The organism is Anaerostipes butyraticus, assembly GCF_016586355.1.
Lineage (GTDB): Bacteria > Bacillota > Clostridia > Lachnospirales > Lachnospiraceae > Anaerostipes > Anaerostipes butyraticus.
Genome location: NZ_BLYI01000073.1, coordinates 16,232 through 33,733, shown reverse-complemented (window position 1 = coordinate 33,733; position 17,502 = coordinate 16,232). Strand labels below are relative to the sequence as shown.

Here is a 17,502-nt window from a genome sequence, read left to right as displayed (position 1 = left end):
TCTTCCTCCGTTATTTCACTTTTTCAAACTCTTCCAGAATACATTCCACAACTTCCTCGATCGTCATATCAGAAGAATCTACCAGCACCGCGTCCTCTGCTTTCTTGAGCGGGGCAATCTTTCTTTCCATATCCTGTTTGTCCCGGATAATAATATCCTTCTCAATCTGAGCCAGATCTGCCTTTTCTCCTTTTTCGATCAATTCATTATAGCGGCGTCTGGCGCGGATTTCAGAAGATGCTGTCAGGTAAATTTTAAGATCTGCGTCTGGAAGCACATTGGTTCCGATATCTCTTCCATCCATCAGGATATCCGCTTTTTTCGCAAGATCTCTCTGAAGATCCAGAAGAGTAGCCCTGACCGTAGGATAAGCTGACGTCTTTGAAGCCATATTCCCTACTTCTTCCGTGCGGATCAGCCCGGTCACATTCTCTCCGTTTAACAGAACCTGCTGAGCACCGTTCTCGTAAGCAATCCCCACATGAACATCTGCACATGCCGCGTTTATGGCATTTTCGTCCAATGGATCAATACCGTTGCGGATAAAATAGAGGGCCATTGCCCGATACATGGCTCCGGTATCCACATAAATAAATTCCAGTTTCTTCGCAATCGTTTTGGCAATCGTACTCTTTCCCGCTCCTGCAGGCCCGTCAATTGCAATACTGTACATAATTCTTCCTCCTAGTAATTGGATCCTGCAAGATATCCTGTAGACCAGGCAATCTGAAGATTAAATCCTCCTGTGACTGCATCCAGATCCAGGACTTCTCCTGCAAAATATAATCCTTTTATTTTTTTAGACTCCATGGTTCCGGGATCAATTTCCTTGACGTCAATCCCGCCCTGAGTAATAATCGCTTCCTTAAATCCTCTTGCTCCTGTGACCGTCAATGTAAAATCCTTCATGAGACTGAGGAGTCTTCTCCTTTCCTCCTTTGTGATCTCATTGACCTTTTTATGACCGGGTATCCCGGACAGTTCAATCATAACAGGAATCGCCTTTTTTGGCAAAAGATGATCCAGAGAATTTTTAAATTCTTTATTCATGACTTTCTGAAAATCCCTTAAAATTCTATGATCCAGCTGCTCATCAGAAAGCGCCGGTTTCCAGTCAATGTGAAGCTCCAGTTTTTTTCCCCTGTACTGTTTTAAATGACTGCTGGCGCTTAATATAACCGGGCCGCTGACTCCAAAATGAGTAAACAGCATTTCTCCAAATTCATCATAGACTTTCTTTCCGTCTGCTGTAAGCACTGCTTTTATATTTCGAAGGGAAAGCCCCTGCAGTCTGGAGCAGATATCTCCGGCTGTCTGAAGGGGAACCAGGGCCGGCACAAGCTCCGTTATATGATGTCCGTTTTCTCTGGCAAACCGGTATCCGTCTCCCGTAGATCCGGTGGATGGATAGGACATGCCTCCTGTAGCTACGATCACTTTATCTGCTTTTACAGTATCCCCGCCTGCCAGTCTGACTCCTGCCGCGCAGCCGTTGTCCTTTAATATATTTTTTACTTTCGTATTCAGGCGGATTTCCACTCCGTTCTGCCTTAATCCCTGTTCCAGGGCACGGATCACATCAGAAGAACGGTCGGATAACGGAAATACCCGGTTTCCTCTTTCTATTTTCATCGGACATCCCAGCTTCTCCAGCAGTTCGATGACCATTTCGTTGGAAAAACTGTAAAACCCGCTGTACAAAAATTCCTTATTTGTAACTACATGGTCCAGCAGCTCCTCAATCCCGCAGGCATTGGTTACATTGCATCTTCCTTTTCCTGTGATAAAAAGCTTCTTCCCAAGTTTTTCATTCTGCTCCAGAAGGATAACATCATCTCCTTCTTTCGCCGCCCAAAAGGCTGCCATCATTCCAGCGGCGCCGCCGCCTACAACAATTACTTTCATATGTTATGTTCCTCGTGCTCCATTAAAATTTGATCCCTGCTTTTGTACGCGCTTTCTCCAGTACGCCGACCACTGTCACCGTCTCCGTCAGGAATTCATGAGCCGTCTCATAATCTTTCTCATCAATCACTCTGGCAAAATCAATGAATTCCTGGGTCATCCGATGATGTTTTTCAGGAGCCTTATAATTTTCCGTGATCGTCGCCCGGACCATGGCGCCTGCCGCGTCTCTTACTTTCTCTTTTACATTTTCATCGGCATATGTGGTCGTCAGTGCATCCGCAATATTTGGCTTGCTGTCGATCTTCATCCAGCCTTTCTCCCCCTGAACGGAAATAAAGCCCGGGCTGTCAGAGTCTTTGGTCCCCGTACAGACAGCGCTGAACCCATCATAACGCATCACCAGAGTTCCGGACACATCTACTCCATTTGGCCCTATATTCGGATAATATTCCACATCCAGCGGCTTTCCAAACAGGCCCACACAGTAATGGATGTTATAAACATTAATATCATACAGCGCTCCGCCATAATATTCCGGGTCAAAAGAATGAGCGATATCTCCCTCCAGGTAAGCGTCATACCGGCTGGAATACTGAGAATAATTGCACAAAGCCATCCGGAGTGTTCCCAGTTTCCTCAGATTTTTCTTCATTTCATCAAACACTTCATTGTGAAGAATCGTGATCGCTTCAAAAATAAATAATTTCTTTTCTTCCGCAATCTGCTGCAGCTCTTTTGCTTCCTCATAAAATCCGGTAAACGGTTTCTCCAGGATTACATTTTTCCCGTGGAGAAGTGCTTCCTTCGCATATGGATAGTGGGCGCTGTTAATCAGCCCGATATATACGGTGTCCGCCGCCGTCTCTTCCAGCAGCTGTCCATAATCCGTATAAATCTCCGGAATCTGATACTGAGCCGCCAGGTCTTCTGCTTTCTTTCTGCTGTGAGGTCTGGCAAAGATTGCAGTCCTTTCAATGGTTTCCACAGGTTCCACGGCAAACAGCGCATCCCCGATAATTTTCCCTGTGCCAATAAACGCAAGTTTCATAGGTTCCTCCTCTTTGTACTATTCGTTTAAAATTTCAATATCTTTCTTAATCTTTTCTTATCATATCACATTTTGATTTTTTATTGCATAAAAAATCAGGCTTTCCGGACAGGAACGCTGTTTCCTGTGAAATTAAGAAAAAATCCTGCTTTGCAGGATTCTTCGCCTGCGGCGGGCGCATGAGCGGCAGTTTCCGTTCCGCCGCAGTGCGATCCTCGCGGAGCGTTTTTTATTGCATAGGAACGCAGTTCCCTATGCAATAAAGAAAGAACGGGTGTTTCCACACCCGTTCCAGGATTTCCATAAACGATTTTAATGAATGAACATCGCATCTCCAAAAGAGAAGAAACGATATCTCTCTTTGACTGCCACCTCATAGGCGTGCAGAATATTTTCTCTTCCTGCCAGAGCGGAAACCAGCATCAGCAGAGTAGATTCCGGCAGATGGAAGTTTGTGATCAGCCCGTCGATGACTTTAAACTGATAACCCGGATAGATGAAAATATCGGTCCATCCGCTTTTTGCCCGGACGGTTCCATCCTCGTCCGCTACGGATTCCAGGGTTCTTGTACTGGTTGTTCCAACGGAAATGATTCTTCCGCCGGCTGCTCTCGTCTCATTGATCAGGCGGGCGTCCTCTTCTTCGATCCGGTAAAATTCAGAATGCATATGGTGTTCCTGAACGTCCTCTACTTTCACCGGACGGAAAGTTCCCAGTCCTACATGAAGGGTCACCCAGGCAATCTTAACTCCCATTTCACGAATCTGCTGCAGCAGTTCTTCTGTAAAATGGAGCCCCGCTGTAGGAGCGGCTGCGGACCCGTCGTATTTCGCGTAAACCGTCTGATAACGGTTCTTATCTTTCAGCTGATGGGTAATGTAAGGCGGCAGAGGCATCTGTCCCAGCTGATCCAGCACCTCCTCGAAAATTCCTTCATATTCAAAGCGGATCAGGCGGTTCCCCTCATCGACCACTTCCAGGACTTCTCCTGTCAGCATTCCGTCTCCGAAGGAAATTCTTGCTCCCGGTCTCGCCTTTTTGCCCGGTTTTACCAGGGTTTCCCACACATTATCCTGCTTTCTCTTAAGCAGCAGGACCTCGACTTTGCCTCCGGTCTCTTCCTTCGCTCCGATCAGCCTTGCCGGTATGACCTTCGTATTATTTAACACCAGACAGTCTCCCGGCTTTAAATAATTTTTAATGTTTCTAAAAACATCATGGCAGATCTCGCCGGTTTCTTTATCCAGCGTTAAAAGCCTTGAACTTGAACGATCTTCCAGCGGATCCTGCGCGATCAGTTCTTCCGGAAGATCATAATAAAAATCACTTGTTTTCATTTCACTTGCTACCTTTACTAAATTCCAAAAAGCAGCCCCTGCATGTCTTTTTTCATACAAGGGCTGTCCTCATTATAATTTATTGTGTTCTGAGTTCTGCTCCCATCTGTTTTGTCAGTTTCTTCATGACTTTATTTGCTGCGTTTTCAATTTCCTGAGATGTGAGAGTCTTCTCATCAGATCCAATGGTCAGACGAATCGTTACAGACTTCTTGCCTTTCGGAATCTGTTTTCCTCTGTATTCATCCACAAATGCAGCGTCTTTGAGCATTGCGCTCGCTTTCTTTTTGCCCATGATCACATCATACATGTCTTTCCACATGGCATCCACATCAAACAGCATGGAAATATCATAATCTGTTTCCGGATACTCTGCAAGATGTTCGAAATGATTTGTTCTGGATTTTAATGGTTTCAGCTTCGTTCCATCCAGTTCAAATAACATAACGGAAAGATTTTTGATTCCGCATTCCATGGAAGCTTTCTTGGCCAGCAGTCCCATATCTCCGATTTTTTCATCGTTCAGATAAATATTCAGCCATACCACGTTATCGGCCCATACCGGTTTCTCTTCTTTTCTGAACTCATAAGCTTCCATATGAGTATAGCGCGGCATATTTTCCAGAACGCCTTTTGCTTCTCTGAACAGTGCAGTGATATCCTTCTCGCTGCTTGCAAAAGCGCCTCCGATATGTCTGCGCTGTTCCGGAAGGGATTCGGACTCATCATAAACAGAAGTATAATTTCTGTCGAAGAATACCTGTGCCTCCTCAAAAATGGAGAACGTATGGAAGTAACGCTCATTTTTCATAACTGCTTCACAGAGATTCGGAAGCAGGGATGAGCGGATATAGCTCAGATCCGGCGCCGGAGGCGTGGAAAGCTTCAGAATTCCGTCCGTATTCGGAAGAACCGCATGAACAAATGTATCGTTCATCCAAGGATAGGTATAAATTTCCTGCATACCGCAGCGAAATGCCATATATTCTTTGATATTTCGAATCAGACTCTTATCCTTCTGATTAATAGCTCCTGTAAATGTTGTTGTAAATTCTGTCGCCTCGAAATTGTCATATCCGTACATTCTGGCTACTTCTTCCATCACATCATCTTTGATGGAAATATCGCCGGTAGAACGCCAGGTCGGAGCTGTCACATGCATATTGCTGCCCTGAATCTCCACATCGAATCCGAGCTGATTCAGTTTTCCCTGGATTTCATCGTTGGTCAGATGTTTTCCGAGTCTCTTCTCCAGCCATACCAGATCCACATCAATTTCTGCAGGTTCAAGCTTCTTTACGTAATTATCGCAGTATCCTGTTACTTTTAACTCCGGATACAGTTCCTTGAAGTATTTCATGGAAAGCGCCAGAGCCTGGTCGCATCGTTCCGGATCAATTGCTTTTTCATAGCGGGAAGATGCTTCGGTACGGTTATCATAACGAAGAGCAGTACGGCGGATTCCTGTCGCTTCAAAGTTGGCAACTTCCAGGATGACACGCTCTGTTTTCGGAAGAATGGAATCCTTGGCTCCTCCCATAACGCCTGCCAGGGCTACCGGACCTTCAGAATCTGTGATGACCAGATCGTCTTCGCAAAGATCGATTTCGTGATCATTCAGCAAAAGAAGTTTCTCTCCTTCTTCCGCATGCCTTACGACAATGTGATCTGTAATATTGTCCGCGTCAAATGCATGGGTCGGATTTCCGGTGGCAAGCATGACATAGTTGGTAATATCTACCAGCGCATTGATCGGACGCATGCCGACTTTCCAGATTCTGTTCTGCATCTGATATGGAGACGGTTTCACTCCCACGCCGGACATTTCGACTCCGATATATCTCGGACAGCGGTCCGGAGACATGATCTCTACCTTGAAATCAGATGTGACATCCGTTTCAAACGGTTCGATCTCCGTCAGCGGCAGATCATAAAGAGCCGCGATTTCCCGGGCGATTCCGTAATGTCCCCAGAGATCCGGACGGTTGGTCATTGATTTATTGTCGATTTCCAGAAGGATATCGTTCATATCCAGGGCATCTGCCAGAGAGGTACCTGCAGGAACGTCAAAAGCAGACAGATCAAGAATTTCCGCTTCCTGCTCTGCCGGGAACAATTCTCCCAGTCCAATTTCATCGGAAGCACAGATCATTCCAAAGGACGCTACGCCGCGAAGTTTGGAATTCTTGATCACAACAGGTTCTCCTTCTCCATGCCAGCGTACGACCGCTCCCGGACAGGATACTGCAACCCTCATTCCTTCTCTTAAATTAATGCCGCCGCAGACGATATCCTTGATCTCGCCGTCACCGATATCTACTTTACATACTTTCAGACGGTCAGCGTTTGGATGAGCTTCAATCCGGTCGATCACTCCGACTACCATATGATCAAAACGGCGGGCAAGTTCTTCCACGTCCTCTACTTCCACTGTGGACATTGTCAGATCATACGCCAGTTTTTTCAAATCCATATTTTCCGGAATTTTTACATAATCTTTTATCCATGATAATGATAATTTCATTTTCTTCTCTCCTACTATCTATTTAAACTGTTTCAGGAATCTTAAGTCGCCACTGTGGAACAGTCTTACGTCGTCCACGCCGTAGCGCATCATAACAAGACGGTCCAGTCCGATGTTTACATAAAATCCTGTATATTCATCCGGATCCAGTCCTGCTGCACGCAGTACATTCGGATGCGGAGAACCTCCCGGCATAACTTCGATCCATCCTACATGTTTACATACGCTGCATCCCTTTCCTCCGCAGACCTGGCACTGCATATCGATCTCGAATCCAGGCTCTACAAATGGGAAGAAACCGGAACGCATCCGCACCGGCACATGCGTACCGAATACTTTGCTTAAAATGCTCTGGATCATGACTTTTCCTGATGTAAATGTGATATCTTTATCCACGATCAGCGCCTCATACTGGAAGAACGCTCTCTCATGATGAGCGTCTGTTGTCTCATTTCTGTAAACGCGTCCCGGGTATACGAAACGGTACGGCGGTTTATGAGTCTGCATATAACGAACGCTTCCGCCTGTCAGATGAGGACGCAGGCACAGTTTTTCGTTGGTGCTGCCGCTGTCATGTCCTTCGATCCAGTAAGTATCCATGCTCTCACGGGCCGGATGATTCGGAGGGAAATTCAGTTTATCAAAGGCGTACATCTCACTTGTGATCTCATCTTCTTCAAACACCTCAAATCCCATGGAACGGAATGCATCATTGAGGTCATAACACATCTGTGTGATCGGATGCAGTCCTCCTCCAGATGGAAGAATTCCCGGAACAGAGCAGTCAAAGTCGGAAGACACTTCGGAAGCTTTCAGCTTTAATTCCACTCTCTTCTCATCGATCAATTTTGTTACCTGTTTTTTTGCCTGATTTAAAAGTTTTCCCATCTCAGGACGCAGAGATACATCCAGCTTCGGCATCTCTTTCATCAAAAGACTTAAAGAGCCCTGTTTTCCGATATAGGAGCTCTTTACGCTCTGCAGCTCACCTTCGTTTGCCGCTTCCGCAATCTTGTTTTTCGCTTCTGATAAAATGCTGTTGATTTTATCTTTCATTTATATTTCTCCTTTCTTACTTCAGCGCGGTCTCCATGAAATTTCCGGTAAATCAGGAATTTCCTATGATATAAAAAAACACCGCCACTTGTCATAAAACAAGGGACGATGTATATCTATCGCGGTACCACCCTATTTCAGAGTATTCTTTCTTACTCTGCACTCGTTTTGTGTAATGTTCTGCTACACAGGCATCCGGCTTAACGCACGCTGCTTTTCGCCGGAAAGCTCCCATACTGAAATTTCAAGAAGGTTCACGCGGAATGCTTGCAGCCGGTGACACTCCGTCTCTGTATCGCTACATCTCCTTTACTCACGTATGTTCACAGCTCAAAATTCCAGAATATTATGACACAGATTCTGCCGTTTGTCAACAAATTCAGATTTTTATCTTCCGGGGCACCGGCATCTGTTTTTCTTACCGCAGCATTCCATTTCTTACTTTGTCTTCCGCTTCCCGGTTAAAGTACGGAACATCCTGAACGTCATTGCTTCCCGAAGCCAGCAGATGAATCTTCCCTTTCTGGATTCCCAGGCCCCGGGCGATGAAATTCTGTTTCCATCCCACATACTGGATCTTTTCATAAGGCACTGCCACATACTCCCGGCCGAAGAATCCATTGGAGACTTTCAGGAAATCTTCTCCAATGCCGGTGCCGTCGGACAGATAGCTCAGAACCATTCCCGCCAGAACCAGAACAATAAGCCCTGCCGCGCATCCCCAGATCAGAAGCGTGTATTTTCCCAGGAATCCTGATACAACTGCTCCTGCCGCGCACACCATCAGAAGGTAGATAAGAAACGGGACCATCCACGCCGCCCAGGCACTCTTTGGCATTCTGTCCACTTTCTGCTCCACCGTATCCAGAAATTCCGGCAGCAGCAGGCCGATCTGCTCTTTCAGCTGTGTTTCAGTTCCGTAGAGAACAAGGAATGAATTTTTCTCCTCTTCCTCGTCTCCCATGCCGATATTGATAATTTCCGCTTTGTAGCGGTGAAAGATTCTGGCAACCAGAGACTGACGGATCACAAGAGCCTGTATCTTATCCACCGGGATGGTATATTCCACTGTTTTCAAAAGGCCGTAGCATATGTAGATTCTGTCGCCCTTTCTTCCGGCCCGGAAATCATAATAGCGGATAAAATCCTTTAAGGTATCCCACAGAGAGGAAACTATAATAGACACCGCGACCACAGCCGCTCCTGCCATGCCCAGCAGGGATCCGATCACATCCGGCCTGGTCAGCAGACGCACCGCAGCCACGCCGGAACCGATGATTCCCAGCACCAGCAAAATAACCGATAAAATATTGATGGAATAAATGCCATGACGGATGATATCTCCCAGTTGTGCATGGATATCAAATGTCACTTCTTCCTGAGCTTCCGGTTTCGTTTCTTCCGCGCCCTGCATTTTCTCCATGATTTCCTTTTTAAACGCCTGGGCGTCTGCCTTTTTCAGGACAATCTTTACATCCGTATCATCCGCTGTGGAACGGCTGTTGATATCAATCTTAATCTTGCAGGTTCCCATGATCATTTCGAAAAGATTCTGCTCCATATTGACATTGGAAATGCTGGCAATCCCTATGGTATTTTTCTTCCGGTTCACCGTATTTCTCTCGATCACAATGGCATTTTCTTCGATGGAAATATAAGTTCTTGCCCAGACCAGAAGCCGGTTGATCGCCACAATGATAAAAACAGCAGCGACACCAAGAAAGATAAAAATTCCATAGTCCGATACAACCATCAGGTCATCCCGGGTAAGGTCATCGGCGTCCTGAAAAAAATTTACCGCAAAAAGTACGATCACAGCAAACAGGCCGCCGAAAATCTGCTCTGCTACAATGGAAATGTGATTCCTGAATTTTTTATTCTTTTCCATAGGCATCCCTCTGTTCTATTACGATTTCATTGATCCTGCGTCTCAAAGCATCCGCAATCTGCTCTGCCTTTTCCTCTTCCAGGAACGAGATGGTCACATCTCCGCCTCCTGTGGTCACGATCACCTTTGCCACTCCAAACAGCTGGTCCAGAGGTCCTCTGGCTGTCTGCAGCTTATGCAGGCGCTCAATGGGCACGATATTCCTTTCTACAAATAAATATCCTTCCATAATGTCGATACACTCTTTATTGATGCTGTAACGGTATCTGTGAAATCTGAAATACGGGCTGACCGCCATATTGGCAAGGATCAGCAGGGCAAGAATCAGGGAAACCCATTTCCCCGCCGCAATATCTTTCGGAAATATCCAGAAATAATTGACCGCGCCCAGAATGATCAGGCCGATGATTCCGGCCACGGCTGCCGAAGCATACATGCAGGAAAGAGCACGCTTCGGCAGTTTCTCATAGGTTATGCCCGATGTTTTCCCTTGTATTTCGTTAACACTTTCTATCTTCATGACTCCCTCCTCTGTATTCAATGATCAGACATTGATTGTTTCTTACAAGACCATACTACAGAAGGCTCCTTTTCCTGTCAATCATATCAGCGCGTAATCTCCACCGTCCTGGTTGCGATTCGGTCCGCAAACACCCGGTCATGCTCCACAAATATCATCGTCGGCTGAAATTCCTTTAACAGTTCCTCCAGCTGCATCCGGGAAAATATATCAATATAATTGAGGGGTTCATCCCACAGATACAGATGCGCCCGGTCGCACAGACTGGCTGCGATCAGCACTTTTTTCTTCTGCCCCTGACTGAAACATTCCATGGCCTGATCCAGCGTCTCCCTGGAAAAGTCCAGTTTCCGGAGGATGGTTTTCAGGAGAGTTTCATCCACTCCTCTTTCCCGGGCAAAATTTCTCAGAGTTCCGCGAAGCATGGAAGTATCCTGAGATACATAGGAAATGTCCATGTGTCCCGCAGTCTCAATTGTGCCCTGATGCTCTATTTCTTCTCCCCGGATCAGTTTGATCAGACTGGATTTGCCGCATCCGTTGCTTCCTCTTAAATTCACCCGCTCTCCCTGGGATACTTCAAGGGTCAGAGGGCGGAAAATCTTCCGGCCGTCGTACAGAATCTGCAGGTTTTCACACCGGACAAGCCGCTTTTTCTCATGTCCTTTCGGGCGCAGCTTCAGGGACTGTATTTCCTCCAGATCTTTCAAAAGCCCGGATTTTTCTTTTACCGCCCGGTTCTGTTTCTGCTGGATATCTTTCTTCCTGGCCTGCATCTTCCTCGTCTTCTCCCCGATATACGGTCGTCTTCCTTTCCAGTCGGTCTGTTTGACCGGGTCATGGCCGATCTTGGATCTTTCGGATTTATCCGCCCACTGTCCCGCTCTTCTGGAAGCTTCCTGCAAATGACGGATTTCTTTTTTCAGTCTGGCATTCTGAGCCGCTTCAAACTGATCCTGTCTCTGTTTATTCTCATACCAGGAGGAAAAATTTCCTTTCTGCAGCTGAATACTGTTCCGGTTGATGGCCAGTATATGATCCACGCACTGATCCAGAAAAGCCCGGTCATGGGATACCAGAATAAATCCCTGTTTTCCGGACAGATACCTGGCCACTGATTCCCTTCCTTCCACATCCAGATGGTTGGTCGGCTCATCCAGCAGAAGAAAAGAATTTTCTCCGGCGAACAAAACAGCCAGCTGGATTTTCGTCCGTTCTCCGCAGGACAATGTCTCATAAGGCCGGAACAGCACATCCTCCGGAATCCCCAGCAGATTCATCTCCCGGAGGATTTTCCAGAATTCATACTGCGGGTCCATATCCTCCAGTACATCAATGGTGTTCCGCTCCTGATTCCCGGCATGAAAGGGAAAATACTGAAACGGCATACTGGTCTGAATCTCACCTTTATACGGATATTTTCCTTCCAGCAGATGGAGCAGAGTCGTCTTGCCCTTTCCGTTCCTTCCGATCAGCCCGAGTTTCCAGCTGGTGTCTGCCTGAAATGATATATTCTCAAATACATTTTCCGAACTGGTATCATATCCAAAGGTTACATTTGCAACACGAATCATTGACATTTTCATACCTCCTTCTGCCCGATATTTTCCGGGCTTACCGCAAAAAAATACTGCAGGGGAATTCCTGCAGCATCAAAATGCAAAACTTATGAGACCTGGCGGCGAATATACGCCGGATGCACACTCGTGCAAGCACGGCGAGCCGCCCTTTGGCGTATCGCACAAAACACCGTCTCTTCCAACGGCTGTCTCTGTCTGACTCATATCTATGATTCTTGCTGATCATGAAAATCTGCGGAATATCCCTGCTAATGACTGTCACCGTGTATCAAAACGGTGCCCTTTTCTCTTCTTAGCAAGCTTATCTCCGCATGTTTTCACCTCAATCCTTTGTTTTCTTCTTTTTCTTTGTATCATACTCCTTCCCGAATGTCAACTGTGAATAACAAACCACACTCAGCCTCTTGATAAATCAGCTAGTTTTCGAAAGTAATGATCAACTTCTGTATCTAGTGGAAATACGTCATTTATTCTGCTCCCTACATCGAATTTCTTGTAAAATTTTTTATATTCCCCTGGACCTGCGAATATAAGACTGTAAAACCACTCCACAATAAAATCACCAGGATTTTCCTTTCGTATTCTTTTCAATAATCTTTTCCCTTTTTCTTCTGATGCTTCAATTTTCAGTTCCGGATTCCCCCAGAAGAAATATTCTGTTGTCGCTTGAATATAACCATCTAATAAAACGAATTTTTTGTTTTGAATCAATGTCTCTTCTCCATACTCTAAGAGATAAAAAAATAACTTTTTCTCAAAAAAATTTGTATTATAATATTTATCCACGTCTTCTATGTATATATCTTCCAACGCTATCCACGTCTGTGCTAATAATACAAGAAATTCGTTAAAATCTCTGCTGATTTTCCATTGATCAAAAACCTCTGACAGAAACTTTCTTTGATCTTTTATATTTCTCAGCATCCAGCCCTTTCTGAAAAAAGGCTGAATGCTGCTCTTACTTTCTTCTATATTCTCTTCCTCATATCCATGAGATAAACGATAAATATACATAATATGTCTCTCCTTTTTATCGAATTGACTAATTCTGTTTTATTTCCGTCCATGTATAGGAATCAATGTCATAATTCTGTTTTAAATAAGCCGAAAATTCCTCCTTATCCTTTGTCTCAAACCTTATTTTTTTGTCTTATGATCCGGATCAACACAGTAAAAATTTTCCGTTTTTTCACTTTTCAGCAGGATCATCCTGCCTGCTGCTGCATAGAATTCTGCTTCTCCTTCGAAAATGTAATACTTGCGTTAACATCCATTTTTACTTTCGTTTCTTTTCTTTCTCCTTGTTCATAGTAATATATTTTTAGCATAATATCCGGGGTATCTGATCCCCATATCACAACACTATAGTAACTTGTTTTCCCTCTTGTTTTTGACACTATTTTTTTATAGTCATTTATGTACTCTTCCGCATTTATCTTTTCTTCTCTTTTCTCTTCCCCGATTGTTCCGGAAATCTTTATTTCTCCAATATTACCACTCGTATTTCCGAAATAAATCAAGAATCCTTCCCAAAATCCTTTCTCATCTTCCACAGCATATAATCCCCATTTTCCATCTTTGCTTTCTGCCGACCAATATTTTCTTTGATTCTTTTCTTTCACTCCTGCTGCTATCAGGAAACATCCAATTAAAACAATAAATACAATTATAAATTTCTTAGTTCTCAAATTATTTTTCATAACTATCCCTCACTTTCCTGGTTTTCAGTTAAAGGAACATCATCATCGCAATTCCTGAAACAATTCTTCTGATCCAGAACACATTTCTTCATGTGAGATTGTTTCCAGTACGATTTCGTCCTTCTTTATAAAACAAATATCAAACCAATAATCAGCGAAATTATACAAGTCAGGGTACTTTCTTAAAATTTTTATACTTTCTTTATTGCATTGATAATAATACCAATTATCTGTCATTACATACCCTTTTTTACTCTTCTTCCTCTTTATGATGGATCCATTCTTTCTGCATAATCTGCTCTCCAGAAAAAAAGGTTCTAAATCCTTAAAAACATAACAATTTTTCAGGTCCTGTTCTTCCTCATATCGTTCTTCTTCATTTTTAACTTTTTCTATTGGCACGATTCATACCATTTGATCACAATTTTTTTCTACTATATCTAATATTTTCTGATGCTGATTTAACGCTGCTTTATCTAACGCCTTATCAGTTTTTTTTCATCTAACTGTCCCATTTCGATTCTCCTTTCATATTATGCGATATGCTTAGTTTATCGTTTTAACTCAAAAGGAACCTCTTTGAAAAATAGCAATTTTACATTATGTACATAATCATAATCCAAGCTCCGAATATAACTATCATTAAATTGATTCCATCTATTTTATCTTCTGCTGATCCTTTATAAAAATATGATAATAATAATATTATTAAATACCCAATTAAAACAAAAATGCCCAATATAAACTTTCCAAATAATTCATAAATTAAAATACAAAAAAATAATCCTACTCCTTCTTTTAAAATAGTCTTAACTTCTCTTTTTAGAAATGACAGAATTGTAATTTTTTTCATTACAACACTAATAATAAAATCTTTAAATAACAGTACTATTAATAATGGTATAAGGAGAATCTTTATTTCTTGCAATATTGTTCCAAAAAAATCTATTTTGTATATATAGCTCCTTCCAACCTTTCATAAAATATGTTCTACCATCTAATACAAATATGAACGCAATCTCTTCCTTCGCATATGCGTTTTTTTGATCTTTAAAGCATAAAACTTCCTTTGTTAATCATAAAAATAATAGTTATCCCGGTTCAATTCCATTTTCTTAATCTTGAATCCATGAGAATGGTCTTTGTATCCCGGAAGTTCTGAACTATATTTTTTCATGATTTGTCTGGCTTTTTTATAACTGCTGAAATATCCTATCAGGCTTGCAAAGCCTTTTTTCTCTTTCTTATACATTAATTGATAAACGTACATATCTTCTCCCTTTCCCTCCTCCAAAACCAGCTTAGATTAAAATTCAATGATCTAAATATATCCTGCTATTCTCTTTTATCTAATACGTCTTTTGTAACATTTAATTTATCTCCATTTATTGTCATCTTTTCTTCTGATATCCATTTCATTCTCACATCCAAATTGTCCTGCGCTGCCAAATATACGTTTTTCTCTTTTTCTGATTTCTTTTCTTTGATTTTAACAAATACAATGTATTCCTCTTTTTCATTCATGTCATACATATACGAAATTGCTGTATATGTTCCTTTTGGAGAATCCATGGAATCCATCTCATACATACTGCTGTAATCCTGTATGCTTTTTTCAAACAAATAATACGAGCTGCCGCTGTACATAAGGCAGAAAATACCAAAACATAAAAACATTTTTGTAAATGCTCTGGCTCTTTCTTTTCTTAACTCCCACCCTTTTTTCATAAGAAAAACAATAAATGCTGAGCATAGATAATCTGCGATATATATCACTGCCATTTTTGAATCAAATTGGTAACCAATAGCGACACCTAAAAAAATTACTGCGAATGTGCCTTTCATCAGCATATCCTTTTTCCTTTTCTCTTTAAGGAACAGGCAGCCATTGATCAAAAGAAACATAATTCCAATAAATATTGAAATTTGTTTTGCAGTATAATGTTCATAACTGTTTTTCATCCAAATACAAACAATGGGTATTAGACAAACAGCTGTTATATCTATCATTCTTTTCTGTTCTTTCATCCCAATTCCTCCCATTCGATATTTCTTTTTCCCAATACTTTTTGGGAGAAATTTTTTACTTTATCCTCATCCTGACTTTTAAATATGATTTCTTCATTTTCTCTGTTCACACAATAATATGTTTTATTCTTCATTTCAAAAATCATAATATAATCATCATCTGCATAAAATTTTTTAAAAGTTCCGTCTAAAATGAGTGCTGCGGAATTCAGAGAATCTTTCTCTTCTCGCTCTTTCGTCCACCGGATCAGTGACTGTTCCTCTGCATTCAATGATTGTATGATATAACCTTCATGAAGATTGATCTCCCAATCTCTTCCTGTTGGATCTATTAACAATAAAAGCAACAGTGAAATCAATATAAAAATAACCGCCAGCAGCACTTCTAATACACTTACTAATTTTTTCATTTTCTCTTTTCCTTCCTTATATCTTCACTTATATATCCGGAAAAAGAAGGCCAAAGTAACGATAGACCTCAAATTTTTTAACTTTATGGAAAATGCACAAAAATAAGTGGTCGGCTTTGGTTGTTCTTTACATAGCAGGACTCATTTTTTACCATTGTTCCAGCAGTACACATAGCAACTGCCCACCTGCAATTATAATGACAAATGACACCACTAAAAGTATCATCGTATCTCTTTTTTCTTCTGCATCTTCGCATTGTTTATAGCAATAAACCGCAAAAAGAAGAAAGAACAAAAGCGCAAAAACTTTTCGCAGCGGTACTCTCCATCCCAGCACAATTTCCAGATAATCTACAATTCCGAAAACAACTGCATCTACAATAATCCAAAACACTAATTTTTTCTTGCCAAACATTTTTCTAAACTCACCGAAATCCGAACCAATAGTCATTAATGTCTCAATTAAGCTCAAAATAACAGACACTAAAAGTATCAGAAAAACTGAACCAATGTATTCCAAATCAAATTCACCCACCCTTTTTATTTTTCAGTTAAAGAAAAATCATCATCGTTACGAGAACTGTAATATATAAAGCACACAATACGATCTTTTCTCGTTCCAGCCGTGTCTCCGCTTTTTTCAGCTTCCATGCAGTAATTCCTATAATCTGCAAATAGGCAAACACCTGGGTCAGAGGAAAATGAAAATGAAAATAATCTTTTATGGAGTAGAGTGCCCAAAGAGCCATAAATTCCCCAAATACAAAGGCCAATATTTTTCTTCTTCTATCTCTCTCCTGTATTTCTTCATAGTCCTCTTCCTCTTTAATGTACATATCACTCGTTTCCGCATTTTTATAAAAAAAGAGCATCATTCCAAACATAAAAATTGAAAAAAAAGCAAACATAGCAACTGCGAGTACATTAATCCCATTATTTATCTTATCAGCTTTTCTGACCTCTCCTAGAGGCATATATTGCTTCCCTTTTATCTCTATATCATACACAAGATTATGTCCTTTTATTGCATTTTCTTCATCTCGTGTATATACAAGATTTTCTCCTTTCTGCAAATTCATCAGATTCTTTTCCTTAATAACTGGATACTCTTTCCATTCCCCTTCTTTTCTAAAGATGCAAATCTTACTGCCGTCTTCTAGAGTAATGTACTTTAATACTTCTCCATTTTCTTGTTTTGAACCATTCCTTATTTCTCTTATTCGCCCTTTTCCCGCCTCGCAATTATCTATATTTACTGTATATTTCCACTCTTCTTTTACCAATATAAAAATATATCCAACTTCAATCGTAGCAATCAACCAAAGAACCACCGCTATCCAAAAAGCTCGCTTAAAAGTTTTTTCCATATTAAATAGTTTCATTTATTCACCTTCTACATATCTAAAACCAAAAACATAATTTGATTTTCAGAAAAATAATTTTTTCTTTTATACTTTCGTAGTCCAGATATTAAAAATATCCGGACTACAAATTCATCTAAA

At 41.9% G+C, this 17,502-nt stretch carries 17 protein-coding genes and 1 other annotated feature; all 17 genes read right to left on the bottom strand.

Features of this window, described 5'->3' with window-relative positions:
- Positions 1 to 10 precede the first annotated feature (10 nt).
- Positions 11 to 673: a (d)CMP kinase gene (cmk, locus tag JMF81_RS15740; RefSeq protein WP_201312375.1), complete on the bottom strand. Its 663-nt coding sequence runs from the start codon at positions 671 to 673 to the stop codon at positions 11 to 13.
- A gap of 11 nt (positions 674 to 684) precedes the next feature.
- Positions 685 to 1,905: a BaiN/RdsA family NAD(P)/FAD-dependent oxidoreductase gene (locus JMF81_RS15735; protein WP_201312374.1), complete on the bottom strand. Its 1,221-nt coding sequence runs from the start codon at positions 1,903 to 1,905 to the stop codon at positions 685 to 687.
- 22 nt (positions 1,906 to 1,927) lie between these two features.
- Positions 1,928 to 2,956: a Gfo/Idh/MocA family protein gene (locus JMF81_RS15730; RefSeq protein WP_201312373.1), complete on the bottom strand. Its 1,029-nt coding sequence runs from the start codon at positions 2,954 to 2,956 to the stop codon at positions 1,928 to 1,930.
- Between the two features lie 312 nt (positions 2,957 to 3,268).
- Positions 3,269 to 4,294, bottom strand: a complete 1,026-nt coding sequence (gene queA, locus JMF81_RS15725) for a tRNA preQ1(34) S-adenosylmethionine ribosyltransferase-isomerase QueA (RefSeq protein WP_201312372.1) — start codon at positions 4,292 to 4,294, stop codon at positions 3,269 to 3,271.
- 79 nt (positions 4,295 to 4,373) lie between these two features.
- Entirely contained in the window at positions 4,374 to 6,818 is a 2,445-nt protein-coding gene (gene pheT, locus JMF81_RS15720; RefSeq protein WP_201312371.1) for a phenylalanine--tRNA ligase subunit beta, read from the bottom strand.
- 18 nt (positions 6,819 to 6,836) lie between these two features.
- A complete protein-coding gene (gene pheS / locus JMF81_RS15715) occupies positions 6,837 to 7,874 on the bottom strand; it encodes a phenylalanine--tRNA ligase subunit alpha (RefSeq protein WP_201312370.1) in 1,038 nt (345 codons plus the stop codon).
- Positions 7,875 to 7,972: 98 nt separating this feature from the next.
- Positions 7,973 to 8,210, bottom strand: a binding site (T-box leader).
- An 82-nt stretch (positions 8,211 to 8,292) separates the two neighbouring features.
- Complete coding sequence (locus JMF81_RS15710; RefSeq protein ID WP_201312369.1) at positions 8,293 to 9,762, bottom strand: PH domain-containing protein; 1,470 nt, start codon at positions 9,760 to 9,762, stop codon at positions 8,293 to 8,295.
- Positions 9,749 to 10,282, bottom strand: coding sequence for a PH domain-containing protein (locus JMF81_RS15705; RefSeq protein WP_243282716.1), 534 nt, complete (start codon positions 10,280 to 10,282; stop codon positions 9,749 to 9,751). Before JMF81_RS15705 ends, JMF81_RS15710 begins: the two co-directional genes overlap by 14 nt.
- An 86-nt stretch (positions 10,283 to 10,368) precedes the next feature.
- On the bottom strand, positions 10,369 to 11,862 hold the full coding sequence (gene abc-f, locus JMF81_RS15700) for a ribosomal protection-like ABC-F family protein (RefSeq protein ID WP_201312368.1): 1,494 nt from the start codon (positions 11,860 to 11,862) through the stop codon (positions 10,369 to 10,371).
- A gap of 396 nt (positions 11,863 to 12,258) precedes the next feature.
- Positions 12,259 to 12,876: a hypothetical protein gene (locus JMF81_RS15695; RefSeq protein WP_201312367.1), complete on the bottom strand. Its 618-nt coding sequence runs from the start codon at positions 12,874 to 12,876 to the stop codon at positions 12,259 to 12,261.
- A gap of 191 nt (positions 12,877 to 13,067) precedes the next feature.
- A complete protein-coding gene (locus tag JMF81_RS15690) occupies positions 13,068 to 13,562 on the bottom strand; it encodes a hypothetical protein (protein ID WP_201312366.1) in 495 nt (164 codons plus the stop codon).
- Positions 13,563 to 13,604: 42 nt separating this feature from the next.
- Positions 13,605 to 13,964 carry a hypothetical protein gene (locus tag JMF81_RS15685; RefSeq protein ID WP_201312365.1) on the bottom strand — a complete coding sequence of 120 codons (360 nt, stop codon included), beginning with the start codon at positions 13,962 to 13,964 and terminating at the stop codon, positions 13,605 to 13,607.
- Positions 13,965 to 14,634: 670 nt separating this feature from the next.
- Positions 14,635 to 14,832 carry a hypothetical protein gene (locus JMF81_RS15680; protein ID WP_201312364.1) on the bottom strand — a complete coding sequence of 66 codons (198 nt, stop codon included), beginning with the start codon at positions 14,830 to 14,832 and terminating at the stop codon, positions 14,635 to 14,637.
- Positions 14,833 to 14,897: 65 nt separating this feature from the next.
- On the bottom strand, positions 14,898 to 15,590 hold the full coding sequence (locus JMF81_RS15675) for a DUF5412 family protein (protein ID WP_201312363.1): 693 nt from the start codon (positions 15,588 to 15,590) through the stop codon (positions 14,898 to 14,900).
- Positions 15,587 to 16,000, bottom strand: a complete 414-nt coding sequence (locus JMF81_RS15670; protein WP_201312362.1) for a hypothetical protein — start codon at positions 15,998 to 16,000, stop codon at positions 15,587 to 15,589. The genes JMF81_RS15675 and JMF81_RS15670 overlap by 4 nt, the downstream gene beginning before the upstream one ends.
- Before the next feature lie 148 nt (positions 16,001 to 16,148).
- Positions 16,149 to 16,520, bottom strand: coding sequence for a hypothetical protein (locus tag JMF81_RS15665; RefSeq protein ID WP_201312361.1), 372 nt, complete (start codon positions 16,518 to 16,520; stop codon positions 16,149 to 16,151).
- Positions 16,521 to 16,551: 31 nt separating this feature from the next.
- Positions 16,552 to 17,382: a hypothetical protein gene (locus JMF81_RS15660; protein ID WP_201312360.1), complete on the bottom strand. Its 831-nt coding sequence runs from the start codon at positions 17,380 to 17,382 to the stop codon at positions 16,552 to 16,554.
- Positions 17,383 to 17,502: the final 120 nt, after the last annotated feature.

Coding starts and splice junctions, on each gene's coding strand:
- JMF81_RS15735 (WP_201312374.1), bottom strand. CDS start 1,905: ATGAAAGTAATTGTTGTAGGCGGCGGCGCCGCTGGAATGATGGCAGCC.
- JMF81_RS15660 (WP_201312360.1), bottom strand. CDS start 17,382: ATGAAACTATTTAATATGGAAAAAACTTTTAAGCGAGCTTTTTGGATA.
- pheT (WP_201312371.1), bottom strand. CDS start 6,818: ATGAAATTATCATTATCATGGATAAAAGATTATGTAAAAATTCCGGAA.
- pheS (WP_201312370.1), bottom strand. CDS start 7,874: ATGAAAGATAAAATCAACAGCATTTTATCAGAAGCGAAAAACAAGATT.
- queA (WP_201312372.1), bottom strand. CDS start 4,294: ATGAAAACAAGTGATTTTTATTATGATCTTCCGGAAGAACTGATCGCG.
- JMF81_RS15710 (WP_201312369.1), bottom strand. CDS start 9,762: ATGGAAAAGAATAAAAAATTCAGGAATCACATTTCCATTGTAGCAGAG.
- JMF81_RS15680 (WP_201312364.1), bottom strand. CDS start 14,832: ATGTACGTTTATCAATTAATGTATAAGAAAGAGAAAAAAGGCTTTGCA.
- JMF81_RS15675 (WP_201312363.1), bottom strand. CDS start 15,590: ATGAAAGAACAGAAAAGAATGATAGATATAACAGCTGTTTGTCTAATA.
- cmk (WP_201312375.1), bottom strand. CDS start 673: ATGTACAGTATTGCAATTGACGGGCCTGCAGGAGCGGGAAAGAGTACG.
- JMF81_RS15705 (WP_243282716.1), bottom strand. CDS start 10,282: ATGAAGATAGAAAGTGTTAACGAAATACAAGGGAAAACATCGGGCATA.
- JMF81_RS15730 (WP_201312373.1), bottom strand. CDS start 2,956: ATGAAACTTGCGTTTATTGGCACAGGGAAAATTATCGGGGATGCGCTG.
- abc-f (WP_201312368.1), bottom strand. CDS start 11,862: ATGTCAATGATTCGTGTTGCAAATGTAACCTTTGGATATGATACCAGT.
- JMF81_RS15690 (WP_201312366.1), bottom strand. CDS start 13,562: ATGAAAAATAATTTGAGAACTAAGAAATTTATAATTGTATTTATTGTT.
- JMF81_RS15695 (WP_201312367.1), bottom strand. CDS start 12,876: ATGTATATTTATCGTTTATCTCATGGATATGAGGAAGAGAATATAGAA.
- JMF81_RS15670 (WP_201312362.1), bottom strand. CDS start 16,000: ATGAAAAAATTAGTAAGTGTATTAGAAGTGCTGCTGGCGGTTATTTTT.